This is a genomic window from Streptomyces sp. NBC_01454 (assembly GCF_036227565.1).
Classification (GTDB): Bacteria; Actinomycetota; Actinomycetes; order Streptomycetales; family Streptomycetaceae; genus Streptomyces.
In genome coordinates this window covers 1,360,481-1,385,504 of sequence record NZ_CP109460.1, presented here as the reverse complement: position 1 = coordinate 1,385,504, position 25,024 = coordinate 1,360,481, and the positions used below count along the sequence as shown (strand labels likewise).

21 protein-coding genes and 1 pseudogene are annotated in these 25,024 nt (G+C 68.8%); 14 read left to right on the top strand and 8 right to left on the bottom strand.

Annotated features, from left to right (window positions below; all coding sequences use genetic code 11):
- Window positions 1–206: 206 nt before the first annotated feature.
- Both OIU81_RS05895 and OIU81_RS05890 read right to left on the bottom strand, forming a co-directional pair.
- Window positions 207–1,121 (bottom strand): biotin-dependent carboxyltransferase family protein, encoded by a 915-nt coding sequence (locus OIU81_RS05895; RefSeq protein ID WP_329144553.1) that lies wholly within the window; start codon window positions 1,119–1,121, stop codon window positions 207–209.
- On the bottom strand, window positions 1,118–1,294 hold the full coding sequence (locus tag OIU81_RS05890; RefSeq protein WP_443073932.1) for a carboxyltransferase domain-containing protein: 177 nt from the start codon (window positions 1,292–1,294) through the stop codon (window positions 1,118–1,120). Before OIU81_RS05890 ends, OIU81_RS05895 begins: the two co-directional genes overlap by 4 nt.
- 76 nt (window positions 1,295–1,370) lie before the next feature.
- Here OIU81_RS05890 and OIU81_RS05885 point away from each other — a divergent pair, with 76 nt between their 5' ends.
- On the top strand, window positions 1,371–2,135 hold the full coding sequence (locus OIU81_RS05885) for a sodium:solute symporter family transporter (RefSeq protein WP_329144551.1): 765 nt from the start codon (window positions 1,371–1,373) through the stop codon (window positions 2,133–2,135).
- On the opposite strand, the gene OIU81_RS05880 is transcribed toward OIU81_RS05885, so the two are convergent.
- The gene (locus tag OIU81_RS05880) at window positions 2,119–4,200 is read right to left on the bottom strand and encodes an alkaline phosphatase family protein (RefSeq protein WP_329144549.1); all 2,082 of its coding nucleotides are present in this window, start codon (window positions 4,198–4,200) and stop codon (window positions 2,119–2,121) included. The two genes, OIU81_RS05885 and OIU81_RS05880, sit on opposite strands and share 17 nt — an antisense overlap.
- A gap of 621 nt (window positions 4,201–4,821) precedes the next feature.
- On the bottom strand, window positions 4,822–5,886 hold the full coding sequence (locus OIU81_RS05875) for an NAD(+)/NADH kinase (RefSeq protein ID WP_329144547.1): 1,065 nt from the start codon (window positions 5,884–5,886) through the stop codon (window positions 4,822–4,824).
- 388 nt (window positions 5,887–6,274) lie between these two features.
- On the opposite strand from OIU81_RS05875, the pseudogene OIU81_RS05870 reads away from it, so the two are divergent.
- Window positions 6,275–6,646 (top strand): annotated as a pseudogene (locus OIU81_RS05870) (SDR family oxidoreductase); the annotation flags it as partial.
- 59 nt (window positions 6,647–6,705) lie between these two features.
- Here the strand turns inward: OIU81_RS05870 and OIU81_RS05865 are convergent.
- A complete protein-coding gene (locus tag OIU81_RS05865; protein WP_329144544.1) occupies window positions 6,706–7,665 on the bottom strand; it encodes an alpha/beta hydrolase family protein in 960 nt (319 codons plus the stop codon).
- Between the two features lie 166 nt (window positions 7,666–7,831).
- Here OIU81_RS05865 and OIU81_RS05860 point away from each other — a divergent pair, with 166 nt between their 5' ends.
- The 3 genes from OIU81_RS05860 to OIU81_RS05850 all read left to right on the top strand — a co-directional run bounded on the left by OIU81_RS05860 (window position 7,832) and on the right by OIU81_RS05850 (window position 10,663).
- A complete protein-coding gene (locus tag OIU81_RS05860) occupies window positions 7,832–8,428 on the top strand; it encodes a TetR/AcrR family transcriptional regulator (protein WP_329154913.1) in 597 nt (198 codons plus the stop codon).
- A gap of 621 nt (window positions 8,429–9,049) precedes the next feature.
- Window positions 9,050–10,237 (top strand): alpha/beta fold hydrolase, encoded by a 1,188-nt coding sequence (locus OIU81_RS05855; RefSeq protein WP_329144542.1) that lies wholly within the window; start codon window positions 9,050–9,052, stop codon window positions 10,235–10,237.
- 87 nt (window positions 10,238–10,324) lie between these two features.
- Window positions 10,325–10,663 (top strand): hypothetical protein, encoded by a 339-nt coding sequence (locus tag OIU81_RS05850; RefSeq protein WP_329144540.1) that lies wholly within the window; start codon window positions 10,325–10,327, stop codon window positions 10,661–10,663.
- A gap of 551 nt (window positions 10,664–11,214) precedes the next feature.
- Here the strand turns inward: OIU81_RS05850 and OIU81_RS05845 are convergent.
- Complete coding sequence (locus tag OIU81_RS05845) at window positions 11,215–11,856, bottom strand: TetR/AcrR family transcriptional regulator (RefSeq protein WP_329144538.1); 642 nt, start codon at window positions 11,854–11,856, stop codon at window positions 11,215–11,217.
- Between the two features lie 131 nt (window positions 11,857–11,987).
- Here OIU81_RS05845 and OIU81_RS05840 point away from each other — a divergent pair, with 131 nt between their 5' ends.
- Both OIU81_RS05840 and OIU81_RS05835 read left to right on the top strand, forming a co-directional pair.
- A complete protein-coding gene (locus OIU81_RS05840; RefSeq protein ID WP_329144536.1) occupies window positions 11,988–12,923 on the top strand; it encodes a carotenoid biosynthesis protein in 936 nt (311 codons plus the stop codon).
- A gap of 418 nt (window positions 12,924–13,341) precedes the next feature.
- A complete protein-coding gene (locus OIU81_RS05835) occupies window positions 13,342–14,709 on the top strand; it encodes a ferredoxin reductase family protein (RefSeq protein ID WP_329144534.1) in 1,368 nt (455 codons plus the stop codon).
- A gap of 29 nt (window positions 14,710–14,738) precedes the next feature.
- Here the strand turns inward: OIU81_RS05835 and OIU81_RS05830 are convergent, their stop codons facing one another.
- On the bottom strand, window positions 14,739–16,226 hold the full coding sequence (locus OIU81_RS05830) for a sensor histidine kinase (protein WP_329144532.1): 1,488 nt from the start codon (window positions 16,224–16,226) through the stop codon (window positions 14,739–14,741).
- Window position 16,227: 1 nt separating this feature from the next.
- Window positions 16,228–16,956, bottom strand: coding sequence for a response regulator transcription factor (locus OIU81_RS05825; protein WP_329144530.1), 729 nt, complete (start codon window positions 16,954–16,956; stop codon window positions 16,228–16,230).
- A 254-nt stretch (window positions 16,957–17,210) separates the two neighbouring features.
- Here OIU81_RS05825 and OIU81_RS05820 point away from each other — a divergent pair, with 254 nt between their 5' ends.
- From OIU81_RS05820 to OIU81_RS05790, 7 genes are all read left to right on the top strand, one after another.
- Complete coding sequence (locus OIU81_RS05820) at window positions 17,211–17,891, top strand: DUF3159 domain-containing protein (protein ID WP_329144528.1); 681 nt, start codon at window positions 17,211–17,213, stop codon at window positions 17,889–17,891.
- Complete coding sequence (locus tag OIU81_RS05815; protein WP_329144526.1) at window positions 17,888–19,078, top strand: cytochrome P450; 1,191 nt, start codon at window positions 17,888–17,890, stop codon at window positions 19,076–19,078. Before OIU81_RS05820 ends, OIU81_RS05815 begins: the two co-directional genes overlap by 4 nt.
- Window positions 19,079–19,154: 76 nt before the next feature.
- A complete protein-coding gene (locus tag OIU81_RS05810; protein ID WP_329144523.1) occupies window positions 19,155–19,349 on the top strand; it encodes a ferredoxin in 195 nt (64 codons plus the stop codon).
- 8 nt (window positions 19,350–19,357) lie between these two features.
- Window positions 19,358–20,530: an NAD(P)/FAD-dependent oxidoreductase gene (locus tag OIU81_RS05805; protein ID WP_329144521.1), complete on the top strand. Its 1,173-nt coding sequence runs from the start codon at window positions 19,358–19,360 to the stop codon at window positions 20,528–20,530.
- A 1,208-nt stretch (window positions 20,531–21,738) separates the two neighbouring features.
- Window positions 21,739–23,196, top strand: coding sequence for a phage tail sheath family protein (locus OIU81_RS05800; RefSeq protein WP_329144519.1), 1,458 nt, complete (start codon window positions 21,739–21,741; stop codon window positions 23,194–23,196).
- A 25-nt stretch (window positions 23,197–23,221) separates the two neighbouring features.
- Complete coding sequence (locus OIU81_RS05795; RefSeq protein ID WP_329144517.1) at window positions 23,222–23,662, top strand: phage tail protein; 441 nt, start codon at window positions 23,222–23,224, stop codon at window positions 23,660–23,662.
- Between the two features lie 35 nt (window positions 23,663–23,697).
- Window positions 23,698–25,023 carry a phage tail sheath family protein gene (locus OIU81_RS05790; RefSeq protein WP_329144515.1) on the top strand — a complete coding sequence of 442 codons (1,326 nt, stop codon included), beginning with the start codon at window positions 23,698–23,700 and terminating at the stop codon, window positions 25,021–25,023.
- The last annotated feature ends 1 nt before the right edge of the window (window position 25,024 follow it).

Genomic DNA, 25,024 nt, shown 5'->3' with positions numbered 1-25,024 from the left:
CGAGCCTCTTCACTCCAGCAGGCCGACCGTAGGAAGGCCGTCCGGGAAATCTGCCTTGTTGCCAACGAACCGAACCGGCGCATCCACCGGGACCTGGACCGTTTCTCCCCTGTCCGCTGGCTCGTTGAGCTGAACGGGTCAAGGGAAGCGAGAGGGGCACCCGAACGTGGGGCGGGATCTGGGGCTGGACGGGATGGTGGACCACTTCACCCTGTCCGAAGACGAGGCGGGCTGGTTACGGAACAAGACCGGGGCCGGGTGGTGCGGCGGCGCGGGGAGGTCCGGAAACGTACGGTCTGGCCGGGGCGCAGTTGGGCGGCCTGGTCGAGGTCGGCCTCGTGCACCACGGCCATGACGGGATAGCCGCCGGTGACGGGGTGGTCGGCGAGGAAGAGGACCGGTTGACCGTTGGGCGGTATCTGGAGGGCACCTCGGACCATGCCTTCGGGCGGCAGCTCGTGGTGGATGACCCGGACCAGTGGTGGTCCGGCCAGGCGTGCGCCGACACGATTGCTGTCAGCGGTCACCTCGTAGGCGCTGGTGCACAGAGTCGTCAGCGCTTCGGGGGTGAACCAGTCGTTCCGGGGGCCGGGAACGATGTGGAGCACGGGTTGGTGCTGGAATTCGCGGCGGGGCGCGAAGTCGGTGGGAGGGAAGCGGAGTGCGGCCGTGCCCGTTGGCAGGTGGATGCCCGCGCCCAGCGGTGCCGGCCCGATGCCGGAGAGGGTGTCGGTGGAGCGCGAGCCGAGCACCGGCGGTATGTCGATGCCCCCGCGGACGGCGAGGTAGGTGCGCAGGGCACGGCTCGGGAAGCCGACGGTGAGTTCCTGGCCGGAGGCGGCATGGACGGGTCCGTTCATGCCGATCTGGCGGCCGTCGAGCGTGGCCGGGCAGGGCGCCCCGGTCAGGGCCAGGGTGATCGGCGCGTGGAAGCGGACGGTCAGGCCGCCGCAGGTCATTTCCAGGGCCGCGGCGGATTCGGCGTTGCCCACCAGGCGGTTGGCCAGCCGTAGGCTGCCTCGGTCCGCGGCGCCGCCGGCCCCCACGCCTCGAGCGGCGTGCCCCGGACGGCCGAGGTCCTGCACCGTGGTCAGGGGGCCTGGACGGAGTATTTCGATCATGATGTCGCCTGTACGAAGCGGACCTGAGTTCCCGGAGTGAGCAGGCTGGGCGGTTGGCGGTCGATGCTCCACAGCTCGGCCGAGGTACGGCCCAGCAGGTGCCAGCCGCCGGGCGACGCGCGGGGGTAGACGCTGGTGAACTGGTCCGCGACGGCAACTGAACCGGGGTCCACGCGGGTTCGCGGGGCCGCTCAATGTCGGTTTCGCCCCTGCGCTGTTGCTCCTCGCCACTACCGTCGGCGCGACGCAGTGGCACGCCCGCTACGCCCGCACCGCCCCGGTCCCCCCGGACGGACCGACCGGACCGGCCGTACAGCAGCGGGAGCCGAGACGGCGACTCCGTCCACGCACGCCTCCTCCGTCCTCGTGGTCTTCCCCTTCTTCGTCGTCGGCGCGCTGTTCCTGTCGGTGTGGGCCGCCTCGTACCGCGACACCACGAGCGACTTCTACATTGGCGGAGGCCGGCTGACCTCCACCCGCAACGGGCTCGCGCTCTTCGGGGACCACATGTCCGCCGCGGCGCTGCTCGGGAACCCCGGGCTGTTGGCCCTCAACGGCTACGACGGCATTCCGTACGTCCTCGGGCCGGCCGTCGCCTGGACGGTCATCGGGCTGCTGGTCGCCGAGCGCTTTCACGGCACGGGACGGTTCACCGTCGGGGACAGTCTCGCCGACCGTCTGCGCCCACGGTCCGCGCACCTGGCCTCAGCAGTGGCGGCGAGCCGTGTCCCGGCGGCCGGCCCCTCGCCCCGCGGCGCCCGTCGAGCCGGCGGTCCGCAGGCTCCGTACGGCGGCGCCGACCGCTCGACAGTGTTCGGTAATGGCGCGCTGCGCTGGCGAGGTCGCTGTCGTCGCAGGGGATTCTGTCTCCTGCGTTTGTTGCATAGCGCAGAAGGTGGCGGTCAGCCGTCCGGGGGCGAAGGTCGTTGCGCAGCACGGCGAGCACCGTGGCGACGGTGGCCAGGACGGCCGCCGTCGCCGCGGATGTCCTGGCCGATCAGTCCTTTCCGGTAGTGGCGATCCGGCCGGCGTAGCGCTGCGTCCAGGTCGTGTCGGTGTCGACGGTGACGACCACGTCGTAGTAGCCCTCCTGGGTCGGCCACATGACAGCCTTCGTCTCGCCGTGGGCCACCGTGACCTTCCGGGTACGGCCGAGGTAGTCGTGAGCGGTGAGCGTGTAGTCCACCGGCTTGGTGCCGTCGTTGTGCAACGTGAGCTTCGCCTGGGCCTCGGGCTTGGTGCCCTCGCCCTTCAGCAGGTCGACCTCCACGCGCGGGAGGCCACCGTCCGACTTTCCGGCGGGCGCGACCTGGCCGGCGAAGGAGCGCACAAAGCCGTCGTTGGAGTAGATCGAGAACGCGTACTTGCCGTCGGTGGCCTTGGCGTCCCAGGTGTACTCGCGCGGCTTGCGCGCGGTGACGGTGAACGGCGTGCTGGAGAACGCCCGGTACTTATCGGGGAAGACCTGGAAGCACAAGGCCTTGTCCGTCGGGCCGCCGGTCAGGGTCATCCTGGCGGTGACCGTCCCCGACGCGCGGTCCTCCGAGATCGTCGCGTGCGGATGGAAGCTCAGCGGGCGCGGCTTCATGTGGTCGGCGGCGATAGACACCGGTTGCTCGGCGCGCGGGTCCGGGAAGGTGGCCGGCCCCGGTTGCGGGTGGGCGAAGTCGAGCGCGCTGGTCAGGTCGCCCGCGATCGAGCGCCGCCAGTCGCTGATGTTGGGGCAGCGGAACGGCTTGCCGAGGTGGGTCGCCCAGGTTTCGAGGAACTTGATCGTCGAGGTGTGGTCGAAGACCTCCGAGGCCACGTACCCGCCGCGGGTCCACGGCGAGACCAGCAGCATCGGCACCCGCGCACCGAAACCGAGCGGGTAGTCGCCGGCGTACTCACGCGCCGTGCCCGGCTCGGGCCACGGCGGCAGCACGTGGTCGAACTTCCCGTCGTTCTCGTCGTAGTTGAGGATGAAGAGGGTGTGGTTCCAGATGTCGGGGTTGCTCTGGAGGATGTCGAGCACCTTCTTGACGTAGCGCTCGCCGTGCAGGCTGTCCGCGTCCGGGTGCTCGGACCAGCCGTAGGGCGCCACAATCCAGGAGACTGCCGGCAGCGGGTGTTCCGCGCCCGGCCGGCAGGCGTCATGGAGGTTTTTGAGGACCGCGTCGAGGTTGTCGTCGGAGTCGTCGTTCGGCGAGGTCATGCCGGAGTAGTACGTGGCGTTGCCGCGCCAGATCAGCCCGGTGCCGGGCGTCAGCTTGGGGTCGTCGGCGCTCAGTCCCTCCGGGTCGAACCCCTTGAAGTACTTCAGCTCGTTGTCGCCGTAGTCGCCGACCCAGGTGCTGACGTAACCCTGTCGCCCGTTGCCGCTGTTGTCGGAGTAGAGCCGCCAGTCGATGCCGGCCTGCTGGAGCTGCTCGGCCACCGTGATCCAGGGACGGGAGTAGTTGGACTCATCGGCATTGCCCGTCTCGCTGTTGGCGGTACCGCTCCACAGGTACTTCCGGTTGGGATCGGTCGGCCCGAACTCGGAGCAGAAGTTCTGGTCGGCGATGGTGTACTGGGCGGCGACCGAGTGGTAGAAGCCCATGTAGGCGTCGCTGTGGTAGTTCATGCAGCTGGCGCCGCTGTGCTGCACCCACAGGTCCCACTTGCGGTGGTCGACGTCGCCCCAGGCTCCGTGGTCGTTGCCCCAGGCTCCGTCGTCGACCTGCGGGGTGACGATGTTGCCGTTGCTGTCCTTCTGCTGGAAGACGGTGGTGCCGTCCTGGAACCGCAGCGCCTGCTTGTCGTGAAAGCCGCGTATGCCGGGGAGCGTGCCGAAGTAGTGGTCGAGGGACCGGTTCTCCTGCATCAGGATCACGACATGCTTCAGGTCGGACATGTTGCCCTTGAAGCCCTTGGGCATGACGTACCTGGGATTCGGAGCGGCGTACGCGCCGCCCGCCCCGGCGGTCGCGCCGAGCACCAGCGCCCCGGCGGCAACCCCCGTGCCCTGGAGGAACCTACGGCGGGTGGTACCGGTCGTCGTCGCGGGTCTGTCGCCGAGCTCTGACTCGGACGTCGGGATGATCGGATCGGGGACCATGGAAGCTCCTCACATGGGCATGGAGAGTCGGGGATGGGTGCTGCAGTCCGCTCATCGAAGCGAGTGGACACCAACTCTGTGTGAACACTGGCCGAGCGATCAGCAGGACATCGACTGCTAGGTCGTCAACTTCTGCGGGTATGTGGTGTTGTGCGTCCTTCACGACAGCCGTAAGTCGTGGTCTCCATGGGGTTGTTGGGCAGGGTCAGCTGCTGGGATGAGGACAGTCGCCGCGATGCGGCTGCGTGAGGAGGCCGAGCCGCGCCGAGCTGGAGGCATGGAGGCGTCGGTCCTTGCGCCGGCCGACTGACGGCGCCTGGGCGGCGGCGCTTCGACATCGGGGAACTGTGCCAGGGCCCTGGGATGGTAGTGGTGCCCATTCGGGCGGGTGATGGGCTGCGGCCTTCCGCTCGGCGGCGGAGGATCAAATCGGCTGCTGCGAAACGTACTTGCTCACGCCGGGCCCGCTCCTCAGCGGTCAGCCCACCCGCGGCTCTGTCGCCGTCTGCGGCTGGCCGCGGGAAGAAGCATGTCAACGTCGCCATTGCGGGCTGCCGGCGCCGGAAATGGGGTGGGAGAACGAGCCGGTGAGGGCCAGTGCCCGTCCAAGTGGAGTTCAGTTCAGTCGACGTCCGCGGGCAGAGGCGGAAGGCGCAGGTGTGCGAGGTCATCGGGGGCTGGGCTGGTGTGGGGCCACATGGGGGTGATGTCGGCGTCGGCTGTCGCGGGGGCATCGGTCAGGCGCATGCGCTCACGCAGCCTGCCGTAGAAGTCGGTTGGTCCGAGCCGCGCGACGCGCAGGCGCTGGGGAGCCGCGTAGACACCGATCCAGTCCCCCGGATCCAGGACACCGCGCAACTGGCCGTCGACGCTCACCGCCGCGCGGCCGGAGTGGCTCAGGACGCGTAGGGCGACGGCCTCGTCGGGTGCCGCCACGACCGAGCGGTTGAAGGTCATGTGCGGAGCGACAGGGGTGAAGACGATGGCGTCGGCTCCGGGGGAGATGACGGGGCCGCCGGCGGCGAAGCTGTAGGCGGTGGACCCGGTGGGTGTGGCGACCAGGACGGCGTCGGCGGAGTAGGAGGCGAGCAGTCGGCCCGCGAGGTACACGCCGAGGGAGACCTGCCGGTCGCGTGCCAGTTTCTCCAGGACGATGTCGTTGAGGGCCGTCACGTTCAAGGCCACCCCCCAGTCCAGGGCGACGGCACACTCGGGGCGCACCGGCGGAGGTGGCAGCGCGGGACCGCGGCCGTAGCGCAGGAGGGTCTCCATCCCGTCGGGGACTTCCAGCGGACAGGACGCCCGCATCGTCAGCATCAGGCGGGTCTCGACATCCGCGTGGCCGCGGTGGACGGTGTCCAGCGCGCACTCGACGTCGTCGGCCGGGACCTCGGTCAGGAAGCCGAGGGTGCCGAGGTCGACACCGAGGACAAGCGCGTCGTTCTGTGCGGCCAGGCATGCTCCGCGGAGGAAGGTGCCGTCTCCTCCGAGCGTGACGATCAGGTCGGGGCTGCCGGCAGCGTCGACCTCCTCCCGCGCGTCCCGCCGTTGTTCGTCCTGACTCCACACGTCGATGGCGACGCAGCCGACGTCCCGGCGTTCGCACCACCGTCGGACGACGTCGGCAGCCGCCACGGCACGGGGACGTCCTCCGCGGACGACGATGCCCACCCGTTGCACGCTCACGTAGCGTCCTCTCCCTCCGGATGGCCTGTTCGCCCGCCCCTGTGGGACGGTCGCGGACTTCCCGTCCGTCAACCGACCAGGTGCCACGAGCACCATGACTGACCGCTTACGGCCGACCAGGAACGCCCACTCCGCTCGCGGACGGAACCCGCCCCGGCGCACCGTTCGGACACCAGCACCCGAAGGCCGCCGATAGCGCCCTACATGTGGAAGTTTGACTGCATTCTCAGGGCATCTTAACGGGCATCCCGATCCCCATTGGGGCAGCAGGTCACGCCAAGCGGCATAATTTCCCGTCTGGATTTCCCGTCTGGAAACCCGCAATCACCGACGTACACAGCACCTCACTTGCTTCCGCGCATCGAGGGCGTAGGAGTGCAGCTCCGTCAACGCGCGACTGCCGTTCCCCATGGTGGTCGACTACTCGGCGGCCAAAGCCGCGTTGAGCAACCTCACCAAGGCGTTGTCGGAAGAGTTCGCGCCGCGCGGCGTGCGTGTCAACGCAGTTGCTCCTGGACCGGTCCGCACCCCGTTCTGGACCGCTCCCGGTGGCTTTGCCGATTCCGTCCCCGCCGATGCCGGCAGTACTGCCCAAGAGGCGTTGGACGAGATCGTGCCCCAGCAGATGGGCCTCTCCACGGGACGGATCAGCGAACCTCAGGAGGTTGCCGACCTCGCCGTTTTCCTGGCCTCTCCCCGTGCCGGCAATATCACCGGCGCCGAATTCGTCATCGACGGCGGCCAGATCAAGACCACCTGACTCGTCTGCCTGCCTGAGTCCCGTAACGGCATCACGCAAAGAGATGGTGCTTCTTTGGCTTACTTGGAATCGACTCGTCCGAGCGGGTTGGGGCCGGCCGTCAGCGCGTCACGCGCTGCCTGCCAAGAGGAATCCCCGGGATAGAGCTCGGTGCGGAGGTAGGCCCAGGTGAGCCGCTGGACCGCAGACACCCGCTCGGGGCTCTCGTCCGTGGTCTCGGCGACGTCATATCCAGAGACCCCGCCGAGCCCGTGCTCTGCGTCGAACAGGGTGAGCAGGGACTTGGCGCCCGGGGAGAGGGCGTACGGATCGGTGTGCCAGTCCGGGCCCCGAACCGTCGGGTGGGCAGAGGTGTCCTTATCGCCGGCGACCACGAGCGCGGGCGTCGTCATCTCGGAGAAATCCGTGGTCGAGAAGAAGGAGTAATTCTCGGCCACGAACTCGGTGAGGGCATCGCCCCCTCTGCCGGGCGCGGCAAGCAGCACACCCGCCTTGATCCGGGGCTCGGCCAGGTTCACTTCCGTTCCGTCGTGCGGATCGGTGAGCCGGGCGCCCAGCAGCAGGCTCGCGGTGTGCCCGCCCATCGAGTGCCCGGCTACGGCGACCTTGCTTCGGTCCAGGCGCCCGAGAAGCTGCGGGACAGCGGCCTCGATCACGTCGAGCTGGTCGAGGATGCGCTTCATGTCCTCGGCCCGTGATCGCCAGTACAGCGGCGCCCCGGGGGTATCGGGATCCAGGCTCAGCGTCCTGGAGCTCAGATGGGTGGGCTGGATCACGACGAAGCCGTGCGCCGCCCAGAAGTTGGCGAGTGGCGCGTAGCCGTTCAGCGAGGAGAGGTTGTTCGAGTAGCCCTGACCGTGCGAGAGGAGGATGACCGGCAGGTCGCTCCCGGTCACGGGCGCGGAGACTCGCACCTGAAGGTCCACGGCCCGGCCGGGAGCTGACAGCGCTACCGGACTGACCGAGAGGACGGGAGTGGGCGAGCTGACGGTATCGGCCGTGTAAGTCGATGCACTCATGATGCGTTTTTCCCTTCCATGGCCTCGGCTGCCGGTCTCATTCGGCCGGCGGTGGGTGAGGCGGTTAGGAGCGTCCCGCTTCAGCTAGACTGAAAGCGGAGCGTTGTTCCATTTAACATACGGAGCAGTGTTCCGCTTTGTCAACGGCCGCCGGAAGGAGAGCGTGGTGCCCGCTTCAAGCCCGTCCGGGGAGGTGCCTGGCCGAAGCAAGCGGGCCGACGCGCTGCGCAACCAGCAGACGCTGCTTGCCGCCGCCGCTGAGGTGTTCGTCACCTCCGGCGTCGACGCGCCGATCCGTGAGATCGCAGCCAGAGCCGGCGTCGGGATGGGGACGATCTACCGCCACTTCCCGACTCGGGCGGATCTCGTCGTCGCCGTCTACCGCCACCAGGTCGAGGCCTGCGCCGAGGCCGGCCCGAGGCTGCTGGTCAGTGCCGACTCTCCGCTCGCAGCACTGCGTCAGTGGGTCGACCTCTTCGTTGATTTCCTGGTCACGAAGCACGGACTCGCCAACGCGCTGCAATCGGACAGCAGCGGCTTCGACGCACTACACGCCTACTTCCTCGACCGCCTGGTGCCTGTCTGCGCGCAGTTGCTCGACGCCGCAGTCAAGGCTGGCGAAATCAGGCCCGGTACGCACGCCTACGAACTGATGCGCGGCATCGGCAACCTCTGCATCGGACGTGACAGCGACCCCCGCTATGACCCCCGCCGATTGGTCGAACTGCTCCTCCAGGGACTACAGAGACCGCAGTCATCCTGATGCCGACGGTCACCCGGTATGCGGTGAGGGACTGTTCGGGCGGCGTGGTGTCGTCAGGCTGCCTGGGTAGCAGAACGTGTACGCGCCGGCGAGATCGCCCGGAGCCGGCCCCCATGCTGCCTGTCGACGGCGGCCGCACGGCCGTGTGAACCAGGCGTCCATGTCTCCAGGCCCCGGATATTCGCCCGCGCCAGGACCACCCCCGGCCACGGCGGCGATCAGGGTGGGTACGGAGGCTCTCAAGGAGCGGTACTTCAGAGTGGGCCATGGACCGCTGCTGCTCAGGATGTCGCTACGGGGCGCGGTCACGGTGCACCTCTACTGGCCCCGGATGTCTGTCTCCCCCGTGTCGGTGTGAAAGCCCGGCTGCTGTTGAGTGCATCGGATGGTGAGCCTTGCCATGTGAGGCGCTCAGTCGAATCGGCGTGAGGCCTGAGCTCGATCCGCTCCCTCCGGTGGCGAGGCGAACGTCGCTCGGCCGATCGGAGCGATTGGCCTACCCGTTGGGGTCACACGGGAGGCTCCGGCGGCCGTGCGCATGGCATCGGGTGGCCGCCCCTCGGATTCTGGCCTGGTCCGGACATCCGTCTCGTGCTGAGCCGACCGAGAGGAACGCAAGTAATGGCAACGGGCATCATCACCAAGGACTACGCGGTCCCGCATACCTCGACCAATCCCGCGAACGTGAACGACAGCGTCGAGCTCTTCGTACGGGAGTACGACGGTACCAAGCCGAGCCATTCGCCCGAGGCCGTCCTGATGCTGCACGGCAGGAGTACCCCGGCCCTGCCGGGGTTCGACCTCGAACACGGCCGACACGACAGGTACAGCTGGTCCAAGAATCTGGCAGATGCGGGCTACGACGTGTTCATCATGGATCTCCAGGGATCCGGCCGGTCGACGCGCCCGAAGATGGATAACCCCTGCAATGCCAACCCCGCCCAGCAGCAGGACATCCTGGTCCCCAACCCGCTGTCGGCGCCGTGCTCACCGGTCTACACGTCTCAGCTGAACAACTCGCAGAGCGACTGGGACGAGCTGGACACCGTCATCAAGTTCATCCAGCACCAGCGCGGCGTGTCGAAGGTCCGGCTCGTCGGCTGGTCCGCGGCCGCGTTCGTGATGGGACCGTACGCGGTGCAGCACCCCCAGAACGTGGAGAGCCTGCTCCTGCTCGCACCGATCTTCCCGCCGCAGGGCAGGGCGAGCAAGCCCGGAACCGATTTCGGAGCACCGGTCGCGCTGCCGGTCTCCACCCCGGCGGCACTGTTCGGCTTCCCGATGAACCTCGGCACCAAAGAGGCCTTCGCCAGCTCATGGGACAGGGAACTGCACTGCGCGAACCAGCGGGAGCCCGGCATGGTCGACGTGGTGTGGGACGCCACCATGGACAACGACACCGTCAGCAGTGGCTGGGGACCCAAGGAAGACGGGGTGGCGCAGGGCGTGAACCGGATCCGCAACTCCTATTGGTGGGGCTGGAACTCCACCACGGTGCCGCTGCACGGCACGCTCGGCCGGGACGTGCCGGTGTGCATCGTGTACGGAGAGCTCGACACCCAGGCGAACACGCCGGTGTCCTCGGGCCCCTTGCTCCACTTCTCGGTCCCCGCGCTCTACGACGCCGTCCCGGGCACCAAGAAGCTGATGTTCCGCGTCGCCTGTACCGGGCACCTCATGGTCTGGGAACGCCAGTCCAAATTCCTTCACCACATGTCCCGGCAGTGGCTCAAGCACGGCACCGTCGAAGGCCTCTCCAACGGAAGCTATTTCCGGGACGAGGACGGCGTCATCATGCCCGCAGCGTAGAAGGCTCCGCAGGCTGCCGAGACCGGCAGTCCGTGGCGGGCTCTGCGGCGCTCCCCACCCGTAGTCGCACAGGCCCTTGTGGGCCTGTTGACCGTCGCGCTGGGCTGCGGCGTGCTGCTCGACGTCGACACTGCGACACCCGCGTGGGTGACTGCCCTGCTGATGATCCCGCTGGGCGTCGGCGGCTCCCTCGCCATGCCGGCGCTGACCTCCCTGATGCTTGACAGCGTCGCCGCGGAGCGGGCCGGCACGGCAGCGGCGCTGCTCAACACCAGCCGGCAGACGGGTGGGGCGCTCAGCATCGCCGTCTTCGGTGCGCTCCTCGCAGGGGACTTCGCGTCGGGTATGCGGGAGAGTCTGTTGCTCGCCGCCTGCCTGCTGGTGGCCATGGCGCTGGGCGCGGGGGCACTGCTGCCGCGACGGTGAGGGCAGCCGCCGTGGCCGCAGTACGCATGCGGTCACGAGGTGCCGTCCGCCAGATCTCTTGCGCAGGCGCAGGAAGCCTCGGGAGCGAAAAGCCGTCACGCGCGTCGAGCCGCCGCTCCGGGAACACGGTCTGCCGGTGCCTCTCCCGGATCTGGTGAAGACCACTACGTCCTCGCGTTGGACGGCTGAAGGGGAGATGCCTTGTCGGCGGGCGTCGCGGACGTCCTTCATCTGGAAGAACGACGGGCGGGCAACGAGGCGGCCGTTGCGAACAGTGATCACCCACTGTCGGCCACGAACTTCCGGCACATGACGGGCAGTCAGCTCACTGCGCTCGGAAACAGCCTCAGGGGACCAGCAGGAAGAGCGAAGTGCAACGGGAGTACCAGGGCCTGCCCGATGGGGCATGGCCGGTTCCGCGGCGTCTGGCAGGACACCTCGCCGCTTTGCCGAATCAGTCCGCACAGTTCCGCTATGAGGATGCTCCGGCGCCTTGTGATGCACCGCACCCGACGCCGCGGCCCGTCCGCCCCTGACCCATCGGACGGACCCTAGGAGGGTGACCCGTCCGCCCGGACGACGGCCTCGAAGACCTGGACGCAGTGGGCGATCAGGCACTCGGCCGAGATGTCCACTTCCTTGAAGTGCCAGGCGGTGACCGCCTGATCCATCGCCCCGATGGCCGAGAAGGCCGTCATGCGGAGGTGGGCCTCAGACGTGTCCGGCGGCAGGATGTCGCGGATCATGTCGGCGACGAGGTCGACGAAGCGCCGGATGCCCGCGCGGGCGTGCTGCCGCACGACGTCGTTGACGCCGTGCACTTCGACGAAGAGCAGGCGGGCCTTGCGCGGGTCTGCGGCGAGTTCGCGCACGAATGCCTCGACCGTGGCCTGCTCTCGCTCCGGGGAAGTCTGGGGTGCCGAGGCCGCCGCCTGCGTGATGCGGTGCAGCAATTGCTCGGTCACGGTGTCGAACACGGCGAGGAGGAGAACCTCCCGGTTCGCGAAGGATTCGTAGAAGTAGCGGTCGGTGAGTCCGGCCTCGCGGCACAGGTCCTTGACTCCGGTGGACATGTAGCCCTGGGCGGTGAAGAGCGCCAGGCCTGCCTCGATCAGCTTCGCTCGCCGAGCGGCGATGCGCTCGGAGGCGTCGACCCCGGCGTAGGCGCGGAAGGGCGGGTTGGGGGTTGTCATGGCGGCCAGTCTAATTGACGAAATGGTTCTTCAGTTTTAATATTCTGACTATCTCAGTCGTCGGTATTGCCGTCGGCCCGACCGGCTCGCTCGCCGCATCGGCGTCAGCCCTGAACAACGGAGCTGCGAAGATGACCCCGCAGTCGAACCAGCGAAGTAAAGCCTCATCCAGCCTCGCCCTGTGGGCGGTGGTCGCCGTGTTCGCGTTGTGCGCACTACTGTGGCCGCTGCTCCCCGGCGCTCTGTCCAACCTGCTCTTCATCGTCCCCTTGATCGCTTTCGGGGCGATGCACGGGACGATGCGTTACGGCTGGCGGGCGATGGTGGTGTTCACTGTCATCACGTTGATCGTGAGCAACATCATGGAGAACCTGAGCATCATCACGGGCTTCCCCTTCGGTCACTACCACTACACGGACAACTTGGGTCCCAAGCTCTTCCTCGTACCGCTGCTCATCGGACCCGCATACGTCGCGGTCGGGTATCTGTCGTGGGTGATCGGCACCGTTCTGATCGGTCCGGTGCGAAGGGGATCACGCCTCTTCAACACCGTGGCCGTCCCCGCCGTCGCCACGTTCGTGATGGTCTTCTGGGACATCTGCATGGACCCCACCATGGCCAACGTGCACCGGAACTGGATCTGGGAGGAAGGGGGCGGCTTCTTCGGCGTACCGCTGGAGAACTACCTCGGCTGGTTCTTCACGGTCTACCTGTTCCTCCAGATGTTCGCGCTCTTCCTGCGTCACCGCGGCGACGCCGGGGCCGACGTCACACCTCTGCCGAAGGCGTACTACTTCCAGGCCATCGCCATGTACGCCGCTGTCGCGGTCAAGTACCCCACTGTCTACGTTGCCGGCCTTCTCAGGGGTGACAGCGGGTCGGTGACGGATGCGGCCGGCCACACGTGGTGGACCGGGGACATCAGTGAAACCGCCACGCTGATGAGCATCGTCACCATGCTCTTCGTGACCGTCCTCGCCGCACTACAACTGGCCCAGGGGCGCCCCACCCTGCCCAGTACGGACCGCACGGACACACCGGCCCTGAGCACGGCCGGTCAACGATGACCAGGGGTGCCTCCGGCGCCCCGATCGCTGTACGGCCGCTGCGGAAACCGGGCGCGTGGGACGCGGAGACACAGCTCGCCACTCACGCCATGGGTGTCCGGGCCGGCCGCTGCCCGGCGATCCGAGCTTCCCGCCTCCCTCCCACCGTCGCGCTCCAGGCGACCTGACTCCCGGCACAGCAGGAGCAGACCGTGGTGTACCGGCCGGCCGATCGCGGCGCTGCTGCGGTCGGCGCACCACTTCCCGCTCCTCCTGATCGGAACCTGCCGACCGGGCCACCTCAGTGAGGCCGTGGGAATGGCCCCTGCGCTGGGGCATCGGGCGGGCCGCCTTCGGCCGCGGCGGGCCGTCCACCTGGGGGCGACGGGGTGAGCCCGGTGCCCTGTCGTACCCCTTCCACACCCTTGAGAGGCCGGCCATGTCCCTTCTGATCGCGATGGCCTTCTACGCCGTCCGGATTGCGCGCGCTCCCGTGGATGTGCGCCTGAAGAAGCGCCACGCCGGTCCGCTGGCGGTGGCGGCCGGGGGCGTTGTCCTCTACCTGGCCTGGGACCGGCTCCGTCCGGACGGCATCGGCACCGGGTACTTCGTCGGCGAGTTCGCCGGCGTGGGCGCCGCATACCTGATGTCGTGCACCCTGGTGCTGGCGACCCGGCTGACGTGGCTGGAGCAGTGGTTCGGCGGCCTGGACCGCATGTACTTGCGGCACAAGCAGTATGCCCTGCTGTCCATGCTCCTGCTCGCGCCCCACCTCCTCCTCCACTTCTTCTCCGGCTTCGAGGCGAGCGCAATCGACCACGTCGACGCCGACCAGGCCGCCCAGTTCGTGGGGACGGGCCGCCTCCTCGGCGCCCTCTCCGCCCTCGGGCTGCTCGCGCTCGTCGCCATCTCACTCGGCCGGATCAGCCGCATCATGCAACTGCCCTACGAGCGCTGGCTTCTCCTGCACCGCCTCACCGGCCTGCTGCTCCTGAGCGCCCTCCTCCACGGCTGGTTCCTGGACCTGGTCATCCGCGGATCCACGCCCCTTCTGGCCCTCTACGTCACGATGGCCACCGTCGGCATGGCCGCCTACGCCTACGACGAACTGGTGCTGCGGCGCAGGGAGCCCGGGGCCGACTACACCATCCGCCGCGTCGAACGGCCCACGGCCGACATCGTCGACCTCACTCTGGCTCCCACCGGCTCGGACGCGCTGCCCCTGACCGGCGGGCAGTTCGTCTACTTGCGAGTCGGCGGCCGCCGCGCCTGGCGCGAACACCCCTTCAGCGTGGCCGGAGTCCAGCCCGACGGCTCGGTCCGTCTCACCATCCGCGCGCTCGGCCATGACACCCGCAGGCTCCACACAGACGTGCGCGAAGGACTGCCCGCCACCCTCAACGGCCCGTACGGCATGTTCGACCACACCCTCGGCGGGTCCCGCCAGATCTGGATCGCCGGTGGCATCGGCGTCGCCCCCTTCCTCGGCTGGCTCACCCACCCGAGCGACACGCTCCCCCGCGCCGACCTCTTCTACTGCGCCCCCAGCAGCGACGACGCACCGTTCCTCCCGGAACTCACCGCAGTCGCCGAACGCCTCCCCGCTCTCCGGCTCCACCCGACGTTCAGCCGCAGCCAGGGCCACCTCACCGTCGACAGGATCCAGGCAGCGGCCGGCCCACTCACTCCGGACACCCATGTCTTCCTCTGCGGCCCCGCGTCCATGGTCGAAGACCTCAGCCGCGGCCTCCACCGCCAGGGCATCCCCCGGGACCACGTCCACGCCGAGCACTTCGCCTTCCGCTGAGGCTGCCCGGGCCCCTGCGTTGACGCGCGTCAGCAACTCGGCCCGACCGAGCGGACCAGCCGGCCGGCCGGTCCGCCGGGGCGAGTGCCGCAGGCGGGCAGCGTGACGGTGAACGTGCTGCCCTCACCTGGCGCGGTGCGTACCGTCACCGTGCCGCCGTGCGCTTCGACGATCGACTTGACGATGCTCAGGCCGAGTCCCGTGCCGCCGCTGCCGGGGGTGCGGGATTCGTCGCCGCGGTAGAAGCGCTCGAAGATCCGGTCGGCGGTGTCGGGGGCCATGCCGGGCCCCTGGTCGGTGACGCCCAGCTCGACGGTGTCGCCGTCCGGCGAACGCATCGCCACCGATATCGGCGTGTCGGGTGGGGTGTACCGCAGGGCGTTGTCCAGCAGGTTCCGCAGCACCTGGAGCAGCCGGTCCTCGTCACCGTGCGCGAACGCCCCGCCCTGCTCCTCGACGGTGATCGGCCTGCCGGGGTCGAGGGCGTGGGCGTCGGCGACGGCATCCCGGGCGAGTCTGCCGAGGTCGACCGGTGTGGCGGCGAGCGGGCGGCCCTGGTCGAGCCGGGCGAGCAGCAGCAACTCCTCGACCATGGTGTGCATGCGGGCTGCCTCGTCCTCGATGCGCAGCATCGCCCGCTCGACGAGTTCGGGGTCCCGGGCGAGGCCGTGCAGGTGCAGTTGGGCCCAGCCGCTGATCGTGGTCAGGGGGGTGCGCAGTTCGTGTGAGGCGTCGGCCACGAACTGGCGCAGCTTCTCCTCGGAGCGCTGCCGCTCGTCGAACGCGCGGTTGAGCGCGGTGGCGACCTCGCCGATCTCGGAGGGACGGCCGGCGACCTCGATGCGCTGGTCCACGTCGCCGTCGGCGATCGCGGTCGCGGTCGCGGCCATGTTCCGCAAGGGGCGCAGGCCCACGCGCAGTACGCCGTGGCTGAGGAGGACGATTCCCCCGAGTGCGGTCAGGGTGGCGACGGCATCGGCGCCGATCAGCCAGTACAGGAGGTCTTCCGAGGGCCCGAGGCTCGCAGCGACTATCACGGTGCTGAACTGCTTCGGGGGGACGCCGGGCCGTGGCTGGACCGTGGCGTGCCGGCCGAGGGGGAAGGCAAGGGTGCGGTATTTCGGCAGGGAAGCGCCCTGGGCCGGCAGGGTGACGGCGGGCTCGGCGAATCCGTCCGGGACCGGTGTCGGCAGGTCGGGTCCGGGGGTGGGGCGGCCGGTGAGGTTCTTCGACGGCGCCTGTGCGACCACTCGGCCGTGCTCGTCGAGCAGCGCGACGTAGCCGCCGCCGGGCACCAGAGGGAGGAGGTCGGCCTCATTCACCCGTGCGGGCAGGTCCACGACGTGCTGCTGGAGGGTGTCGCGGGTCTTGGTGAGCTTGGCGTCGGCGACATCGACGAGGTAGGCGCGCAGGCCGACCAGCGAGGCCACGTTGACCGCCACCATGCCCAGGGCTGCCAGCAGGACGACCCCCACCATGAGGCGGGCCCGCAGGGAGCCGTGCCATGCGCGGGCCATGTCACCCGTCTCCGGGGAGCCGAAGGCTGTAGCCGAATCCGCGCACCGTCTGGATCAGGGGCGGCGCCTGTGCGTCCACCTTCGCCCGGAGCCGGGAGACCAGCTTCTCGACGACACCGTCGCTGAAGTGGTGCTGCCAGACGTGGTCCATGATCTGCTCCTTCGAGACCACGTACTCGGCGTTGACCAGCAAGTACCGCAGAAGCTTGTACTCGGTCGGCGACAGTGCGATCAGGCGGCCGGCGCGGCGGACCCGCCGGCTGCGTTCGTCCACGGTCAGGTCCGCGAAGCCGAGTACGGGGCTGGTCTCTGCGGTGGTGCCGGCTCTGCGCAGCAAGGCGTGCACCCTGGCCAGCAGTTCGGGAACGCTGAACGGCTTGGTGAGGTAGTCGTCGGCACCCATGGCGAAGCCGGTCACCCGGTCCTCCACCGCGTCCCGCGCGGTCAGGAACAACACCGGCAGCCGGGCCCCGTTCCCGACGAGTCTCCGGCATACCGCGAACCCGTCCATGTCGGGCAACATCACGTCCAGGACCAGCAGTTCCGGGGAGACCGCGTCGTAGGCGCGCAGGGCTGCGACGCCGCGGTCCGCAGTCGTCACCTCGTACCCCGCCAGGCTCAGCGTCGTCTCCAGCAGCTCTGCCATCCGCTGGTCGTCGTCCACGACGAGCAGTCGCTGCCCGGTGCCCCGGGGCAGTGACAGTCCGTTGGCCGGTGAGGCGGAGTGCATGACAGATACCCATCGGGGGAGGTTGCCGCGTTCGCGGTGACAACGCGCACCCGCGCCCACAGGTTCCCTGCGCGGCGGACCGGCTGCCGCCCGGCGCGCGGTGTCCACGGCACCGTGATCCACGCGGGCGCATGGGATCGCCGACTGTCAGGCAATGGTCAGGTGGGCGACCGGGGCGGGTCAGCGGTAGTGGGTTTTCTTGAGGCAGCAGGACACCCCAACGACCATCGTTCGCCGAGAGGCCGGGAGCAGCCGTGGACCGCGCAGTACACCCTGAAGCCGGCAGTGAGGACGCGGCCCAGGCCGCCGTCCGCAGCCGGCTGCGCAGCGGAATGATCGACGTCGCGCCCTTCTTCGGCTTCACCCTGAGCCTGGCCGCCACCCATCGTGTTGCCGTTGCGTTGACGGTCGCTCTGACGGTCGGGGCCGGGGCCTGCGTCGTGCGGCTGGTGCGCAGAGAACCTGTGCGGCGCACGCTCGGAGTGCTCGGCCTCCTCTGCGTCGGCGGTGCTCTGGCCGCAACCACCGGGCAGGCCACCTCCTTCTTCCTCCCGAGCCTGGTGGTCCACTGCGTGATGGCCGTGGCGACTCCGGTGCTGCTGCTCCTCGGATGGCCCCCGATGGGCCTGGCGGTGGGCCTGATCACCGGTGAGAAGACCCGATGGCGCCGTTGCCCGGTGCGCCGACGGGCTTTCACCAGGGGCAACTTGGCCATCCTCGCCGGGAATTACGCGACGTTGGCCATCCAGCTCCCGCTGTTCCTGTCCGGCCAGGCCGTCGCTCTCGGCACGGTCGAAGTCTTCAGCCCGATCGTTCTCGCGATCGGCACCCTGCTGGGCTGGCGCATCTACCGACGCGTCGTCGGCACGCACCGCTGCGCCGACAGCCGCCTGAACACCGCTACACCCCCTACCTTGGAAAGGACTGCTTCATGACCGCGACACAGCCCACCACCAGGACACAGCCCACGGTACGGACCTGCCCCTTCGACCTGCCGGAGGAGTACCGCACGCTGCGTGAGCAGGACCCGATCATCCAAGGGACCCTCCCCGACGGCGTGCCGGGCTGGCTGATCACCCGGTACGAAGACGTCAGGGCGGTGCTTGCCGATCCGCGGTTCGGCGCCAGCCGCCCCCGGATGGTGGGCGGTGACGCGGACGGCGCCACACCGGCACCGCCCCCGGGGACGTTCATCTTCCTGGACCCGCCGGAGCACACCCGGTTCCGGCGGCTGCTCACCGGCCGGTTCACCGTGCGCCGGATGCAGCAACTGACCCCGGCGGTGGAAGAGATCGTCGCCGAGCGGCTGGATGACATGGCCCGCGCCGAGTCCCCGGTCGACCTCGTCCAGGCCTTCGCACTGCCGGTTCCCTCACTGGTGATCTGCGAGCTGCTCGGGGTGCCCTACGCCGACCGTGAGGAGTTCCAGCGGAACTCGGCCACGATGATCAGTCTCACCGCAAGCCCCGAGGCGTTCCAGGAGGCCCGGGAGGCAATGCGGCAGCACATCCACCGCCTGGTGCTCGCCAAGCGCGCCGATCCCACCGACGACATCCTCAGCGAGCTCGTCCAGACCGGCGAGCTCACCGACGAGGAACTGGCCGGCGTGGGATCGCTGCTGCTGCTCGCCGGGCACGAGACGACCGCGAACATGATCGCGCTGGGCACCATGTGCCTGCTGCGCAACCCCGAGCAGGTGGCGGCGCTCCGCGCCGACCCGACGCTGATGGACGGTGCCGTCGAGGAACTGCTGCGCTACCTGACCATCGTTCAGTTCGGCCTGCGCCGCGTGGCGCGGGAGGACGTGGAACTGCACGGGCACCGGATCAAGACCGGCTCCGTGGTGGTTGCCGCCCTGTCCTCGGGAAACCGGGACTCGACGCAGTTTGCCGACGCCCCCGACCAGTTGGAGGTGGGCAGGAAGTACAGCCCGCACCTCGCCTTCGGCCACGGTATCCACCAGTGCCTCGGGCAGCAGCTCGCCCGGGTGGAGATGAAGGCGGCGCTGGGCGCCCTGTTCAAGCGGTTCCCCACCCTGCGGCTCGCGGTGCCGGAGGAGGACGTGCCGATGCGCCACGACATGCTCGTCTACGGCGTCCACGAGCTGCCGGTGACCTGGTAGTCGGCCGGCACGACATGGCCGGCAGACATGACTGCCGAAGAGCAACCCGCATTCTCACCTGACACGGAGAACCGCCATGAAGGTCATCATTGACGAGAACAAGTGCGTCGGCGCAGGACAGTGCGTGCTGGCCGCCGCCGACGTCTTCGACCAACGCGACGAGGACGGCATCGTCGTACTGCTCAACCCCCTCCCGCCGGACGACCTCGGCGCCCAGGTCGAGGACGCCGCCCTCCGCTGTCCCGCGCTGGCCATCGAGGTGGTGAAGTAGTGCCTGCCATGGACCACATCGTCCTGGTGGGCGCGTCGGCCGCGGGCCTGACCGCGGCCGACGCCCTGCGGCTCGAAGGCTTCACCGGCACCCTGACCATGGTCGGCGAGGAACTGTGTCCGCCGTACGACCGCCCACCGCTGTCGAAGCATGTCCTGGCCGGCACGCTGGAACCGCACAAAACCACCCTGCGACAGGACGCCGACCTTCAACGGCTGCGGATGGACCTGAAACTGGGCCGCCGCGCCACCCACCTGGATCCGGCGGCGCGTACCGTCACACTGGCCGACGGGGACCGGCTGGACTTCGACGGCCTGATCATCGCCACCGGACTGCGCCCCCGCCGGCTGCCCTTCGGCCGCGACCTGGCCGGTGTGCACGTGCTGCGCACCCTCGACGAAGCGCTGACGCTACGCGCACAGTTGCTGGCCGGACCACGCGTCGTCGTCATCGGCGCCGGATTCCTCGGCACCGAAATCGCCGCCACCACCCGCAGCCTCGGCCTGGACGTCACACTCGTCGGCATCGAACCCACCCCACTGGCCGGGCAACTAGGCACCCAGGTGGGCGGTCTGGTGGCCGATATGCACCAGGAAAACGGGGTCCGCCTGTGCATGGGCCGCAGCGTCACCGACCTGCTCGGTGCGGGCGGCCGGGTCAGCGCGGTGGTACTCGACGACGACACCCTGCTCCCCGCCGACGTGGTCGTGGTCGCCATCGGCTCGGTACCGGCCGTCGACTGGCTGGCCGACTCCGGGCTCCCGCTGGGTGACGGGGTGCTGTGCGACAGCACCTGCCAGGTCGCGCCCGGGATCTACGCGGCAGGGGACGTCGCCAACTGGCCCCACCCCCTCACCGGCGAACGCACCCGCCTGGAACAACGCACCAACGCCACCCAACAAGCCCTCACCGCCGCCAGAAACCTCCTCGCCGGACCCGGCGGCGCGAAACCCTATGCACCGATCCCGTTCGGGTGGACCGACCAATACGACGCCAAGATCCAGTTCCATGGCTGGTGCCCGGCCGATGCCCGCATCGAATACGTCGACGGCGACCCACAGGCACGCAAGTTCGTTGCGCTCTACCACGCCGGCGGCCGCGTCGTAGGCGCTCTCGGCTGGAACAGCGCCCGTACCCTGCGCGCCTACCACGGCCGGCTCGCCGCGCCCATCGCCGCCTGACCCTCGTCGCCGGCTCCCGACGGTTGTCGCGGCGCACAGTGGTGGCGCCGGGAACCTGCTCTGTCTGTGTGCGCTTCCGCATTCCGCAGATCAGCGCTCCGAGCACGACCAGCTCTGCCGGGTGGCCGCTCCCCAGGGCCCTCGAACCGATGGTTACGGCAATGGCAATTCGCCCCGCATCACCGGCATGTGCGTAAGGTGCGTGTCCCCCCTCGGACACGTTTCATATGTACATGCAGAAGAGGGTTGTGACTCTACGGTCACGACCCTCTTCTGCATGTCGAGGAGCATGTGGGGTTCCAGAACGGGGCCACCAGTGCTGACCTGCGCGCCTACGCCGCGCGCTGGTACTCGTTGATGAGGCCTCCGAGTGCTGGTCGGCGCTTGATCCGCTCTCGGGAGAGGTCAGCCATGGGGTGGTCCGGCCGAGGCGGGTGCAGCCGTTGTCCGCGGTGAGGCCTGCGGCCGTTGTAGTGCTGGGAGTATTGCTTCAGGACGGTTCGCAGGTGGTGCTGACCGAAGATCAGCATTCGGTCGGTTACCTCCGATCGGACGGTCCCGTCCGAAGCGGGCAACCTCGGCCGGCCGGAGGTGGCGGGCCGGTACCGCCTGCTGGCCGGGCGGATCACGGAAGCGCGGCGGCCGCCGCGACAGCCCCAGGCTGCCCCGGGAGTTCGCGGGCGGACGTTGATAGCCGGCACGACGGGCCGTGGAGGGGGCGACCTGCCGGCTGTCAGGGGCCCGTGCCGGAAGTGACACCGTGGTTCCGCTTCTCACGTTCGTGAGTCTTCTGGCGCGGCCACGACGGGGGACCGGTGGCCACAGTCCGCAGCGGGCCTGATCGGACGGTGCCTGTGTCCTTGCGCCGGGTGCCCCAGCTCGTCGTTGCCCGTGGCCTGCCCTTTCACGCGTGTAAGCGCCATTGGAGGAGACGTGGAGGGGCAGCGGGTGGCCACTGCGATGGACCTCGACGGCTGACACGGGAAGGGGGGCTCACTTGGCGGGATACAAGCGGACACACTACGTCTTCTGTCGTACCTTCCTCCGTTTGCATGCGTGCGCCCCACGGGAGTGGTTGGCTGAAGTACCGCATTCTCGATGAGAGCCGCATTCTCGATGAGAGGGGCAAACAGGGCATGGTTTCAGGTCCGTTGGCACCCGGAGTGTTCGTCAAGGAGCGTTCGAGCGGAGTCCGAACGATCACCGGGGTGGGGACGTCCACCCCCGCATTTCTCGGCTACACCGTGCGCGGCCCACAGAAGTCCACGCCGCCGGTACGGGTCGGCAGTTGGTCGGAGTTCGTGGACACGTTCCACTTCCGCTCCCCGATGGGTGCGGAGGGGGTGGGGCGGGAGCTGGCGAGGCTGCCCGGGGCCATCGCGGAGGGCACTGCGGAGCTTGAGCGTCTGGGAACGGATCTCGCCGAGAAGGCCACCACGGGCGAGTCCCCTGTCCTCACCGAGCAGGAAATCACCGTCCTCGCCTTGGTGCAGGCTGCCGACTGGGCCGGGGAAGCCGTCGCGGAGGAGGACAGGAAGGCGGCGGAGGCCGCGGCGAAGAAGGTGGTGGAAGCCCTTCCCGGGCCGTACGGGCTCTGGGTCGCGGCCGGGAACGACGTGGCCGGCCTCGAGCGGCGTGAGGGGGAGCTGACCGTCATCGCCGGATACTTCGTTGAGTCCGGAAGGTACCAACTGCCCGAAGTGGTCTACGGGTTCTTCGCCAACGGAGGAACAGCCTGCTACGTCCTCCGGCTCGACCCCGACCAGCCCCTCTCGGACGAGGTCGACGGACACCCCGACGCACGCACGGGTCTGGCCGGACTCAAGACGGTGCCGGACGTGACCATGGTTGCCGTCCCGGACGTATGGCATGAGGAGACCCCTGCGGAGGTCCGCCCCGTCATCATGCGCAAGGTGGTCGGCCACTGCGCGACCATGCGCAACCGGCTCGCCCTCCTCGAGCCGCCACCCGACACGACACCTGCCGAAGTGCCGGCGTTCCTCGAGAAGTTGGACGGCCCGGATGAAGACGCCGCGGCGTTCACGGCGCTGTACTACCCCTGGGTCACGGTGCCCGGCGTGGACGGCACCCCGCGCACCGTCGTCCCGTCCGGCCATCTGGCCGGTGTGTGGGCCCGTACGGACGCCGAGCGCGGCGTGTTCAAGGCCCCCGCCAACCAGAGCCTGCGCGGCGTGCTGTCCCTCCCCACGCCGCTCACCGACCAACGGCACGGCGAGCTGAACGAGAAGGGGGTCAACTGTCTCCGCGTCTTCCCCGGCCGGGGGCTGTTGGTGTGGGGTGCCCGGACGCGCTCAAGTAGTCGTGACTGGCGTTATCTCAATGTGCGGCGGCTGGTGTCGTTCCTGTCCGACTCCATCCGCCAGTCCTCCACCTGGGCCGTCTTCGAGCCCAACGACGACCGTCTCTGGGGCACCCTTCGGCATGCGGTCAGCAGTTTCCTGACCGATCAGTGGCGTCAGGGTGCGCTGCTGGGTCGTACGCCCGACGAGGCGTTCTACGTGATCTGTGACCGTACGAACAACACCTCGGCGACGATCGACGCCGGTCAGGTGATCTGCGACATCGGTATCGCGCCCGTGCGCCCCGCCGAGTTCGTCCAGTTCACCATCACCCAGATCGCCGGCCAGCCCGGTACCGACAACTGACGCCCGGAATTCAGGAGGCACGCACGTGTTGACCGGTGACACCTTCAGCAGCAGCACCTTCGCCATCGAACTCGGTAAGTTCCAGGTCGAGACCGTCCAGGACGTATCCGGCCTGACACTGGAACAGGACGTCGTCGAAACCCGGCAGGTGTCCTCGACCGGCGAGCTGATCGTGCGCAAACAGCCGGGCGCGCGCAGGACCGGCGAGATCACCGTCACCCGCGGCATGGACAAGAGCACCGCGTTCACCGACTGGATCAAGGCCACCCTGGTCAACGCCGACCTCGACAGCGCCCGGCAGAACATCACCATTGCCCTGAAGGACGCGCAGAAGCAGACCGTCCGCCGCATCCACCTCACCAACGCCTGGGCATCCCGCTGGGAGGGTCCCCAACTCGGCGCGACCAACTCCGCGAACGCGACGGAACAGGTGACGATCACCTACGAGGACATCACCGTCGAATAACCAGGAGCCGACCAGCCGAGAGGGGAACGACAGCGATGACCACAAAGCCTCCGGGTGTCTACGTCACGGAGAAGTCCAGCGGCGTGCGCATGATCGTCGGAGTGGGCACCTCCACCCCGGCCTTCCTCGGATACACCACCACACCGACCGGGCCTGCCGGTGAGACGACGACCCCTCCGTTCAGACCGGACGAACGGACGATCCCGCAGCCGATCCGCGGGTGGCAGGAGTTCGCCGACCGGTACAGCATTCCAGCGCTGGGGACGGAGCTGGCGGCCCTCCTGAAGAAGAAACCGCAGGTGGCCGAGGACCTGAAGAGGGTCCAGGTGCTCCAGCGCTGCTTCACCCTTGCCGAGGCGGTCTATGGGTTCTTCGCCAACGGCGGCACGTCCTGCTACGTCGTCGGCTTCCTGAACCCGGAGGCGGCCGTGACGGAATCCGGCCTCGGCGGAGACCCGGAGGCGCGCACGGGCCTCGGCGGCCTGGCGACGGTGCCGGAAGTGGCCATGGTCGCGGTGCCCAGCCTCTGGGACATGACCGTCGCGGCCACCGACACCGAACACTCGCCAGAGCCGAATTTGCCGATGGGAAAGACACTCATCGGCAAGGTCCTTGCCCACTGCGCCGACCAGCGCAACCGTCTCGCAGTGGTCGACGCTCCTCCCGGCCAACTCGTCGGACCGCTCAAGGGGTTCGTCGACACGCTTGTCTCGCCGGACGAGGACGCCGCGGCGTTCATGGCGCTGTACTACCCGTGGGTCAAGGTGCCCGGTGTGGACGGTGTTCCGCGTACGGTGCCGCCCTCCGGCCATCTGGCCGGTGTGTGGGCCCGTACGGACGCCGAGCGCGGCGTGTTCAAGGCCCCCGCCAACCAGAGCCTGCGCGGCGTGCTCGACCTCCCCACCCTGCTGACCGATGACCAGAACGGGGAACTCAACGAGAAGGGGGTCAACTGTCTCCGCGTCTTCCCCGGCCGGGGGCTGTTGGTGTGGGGTGCCCGGACGCGTTCCAGTAGTCGTGACTGGCGTTATCTCAATGTGCGGCGGTTGGTGTCGTTCCTGTCCGACTCCATCCGCCAGTCCTCCACCTGGGCCGTCTTCGAGCCCAACGACGACCGTCTCTGGGGCACCCTTCGGCATGCGGTCAGCAGTTTCCTGACCGATCAGTGGCGTCAGGGTGCGCTGCTGGGTCGTACGCCCGACGAGGCGTTCTACGTGATCTGTGACCGTACGAACAACACCTCGGCGACGATCGACGCCGGTCAGGTGATCTGCGACATCGGTATCGCGCCCGTGCGCCCCGCCGAGTTCGTCCAGTTCACCATCACCCAGATCGCCGGCCAGCCCGGTACGAGCAGCTGAG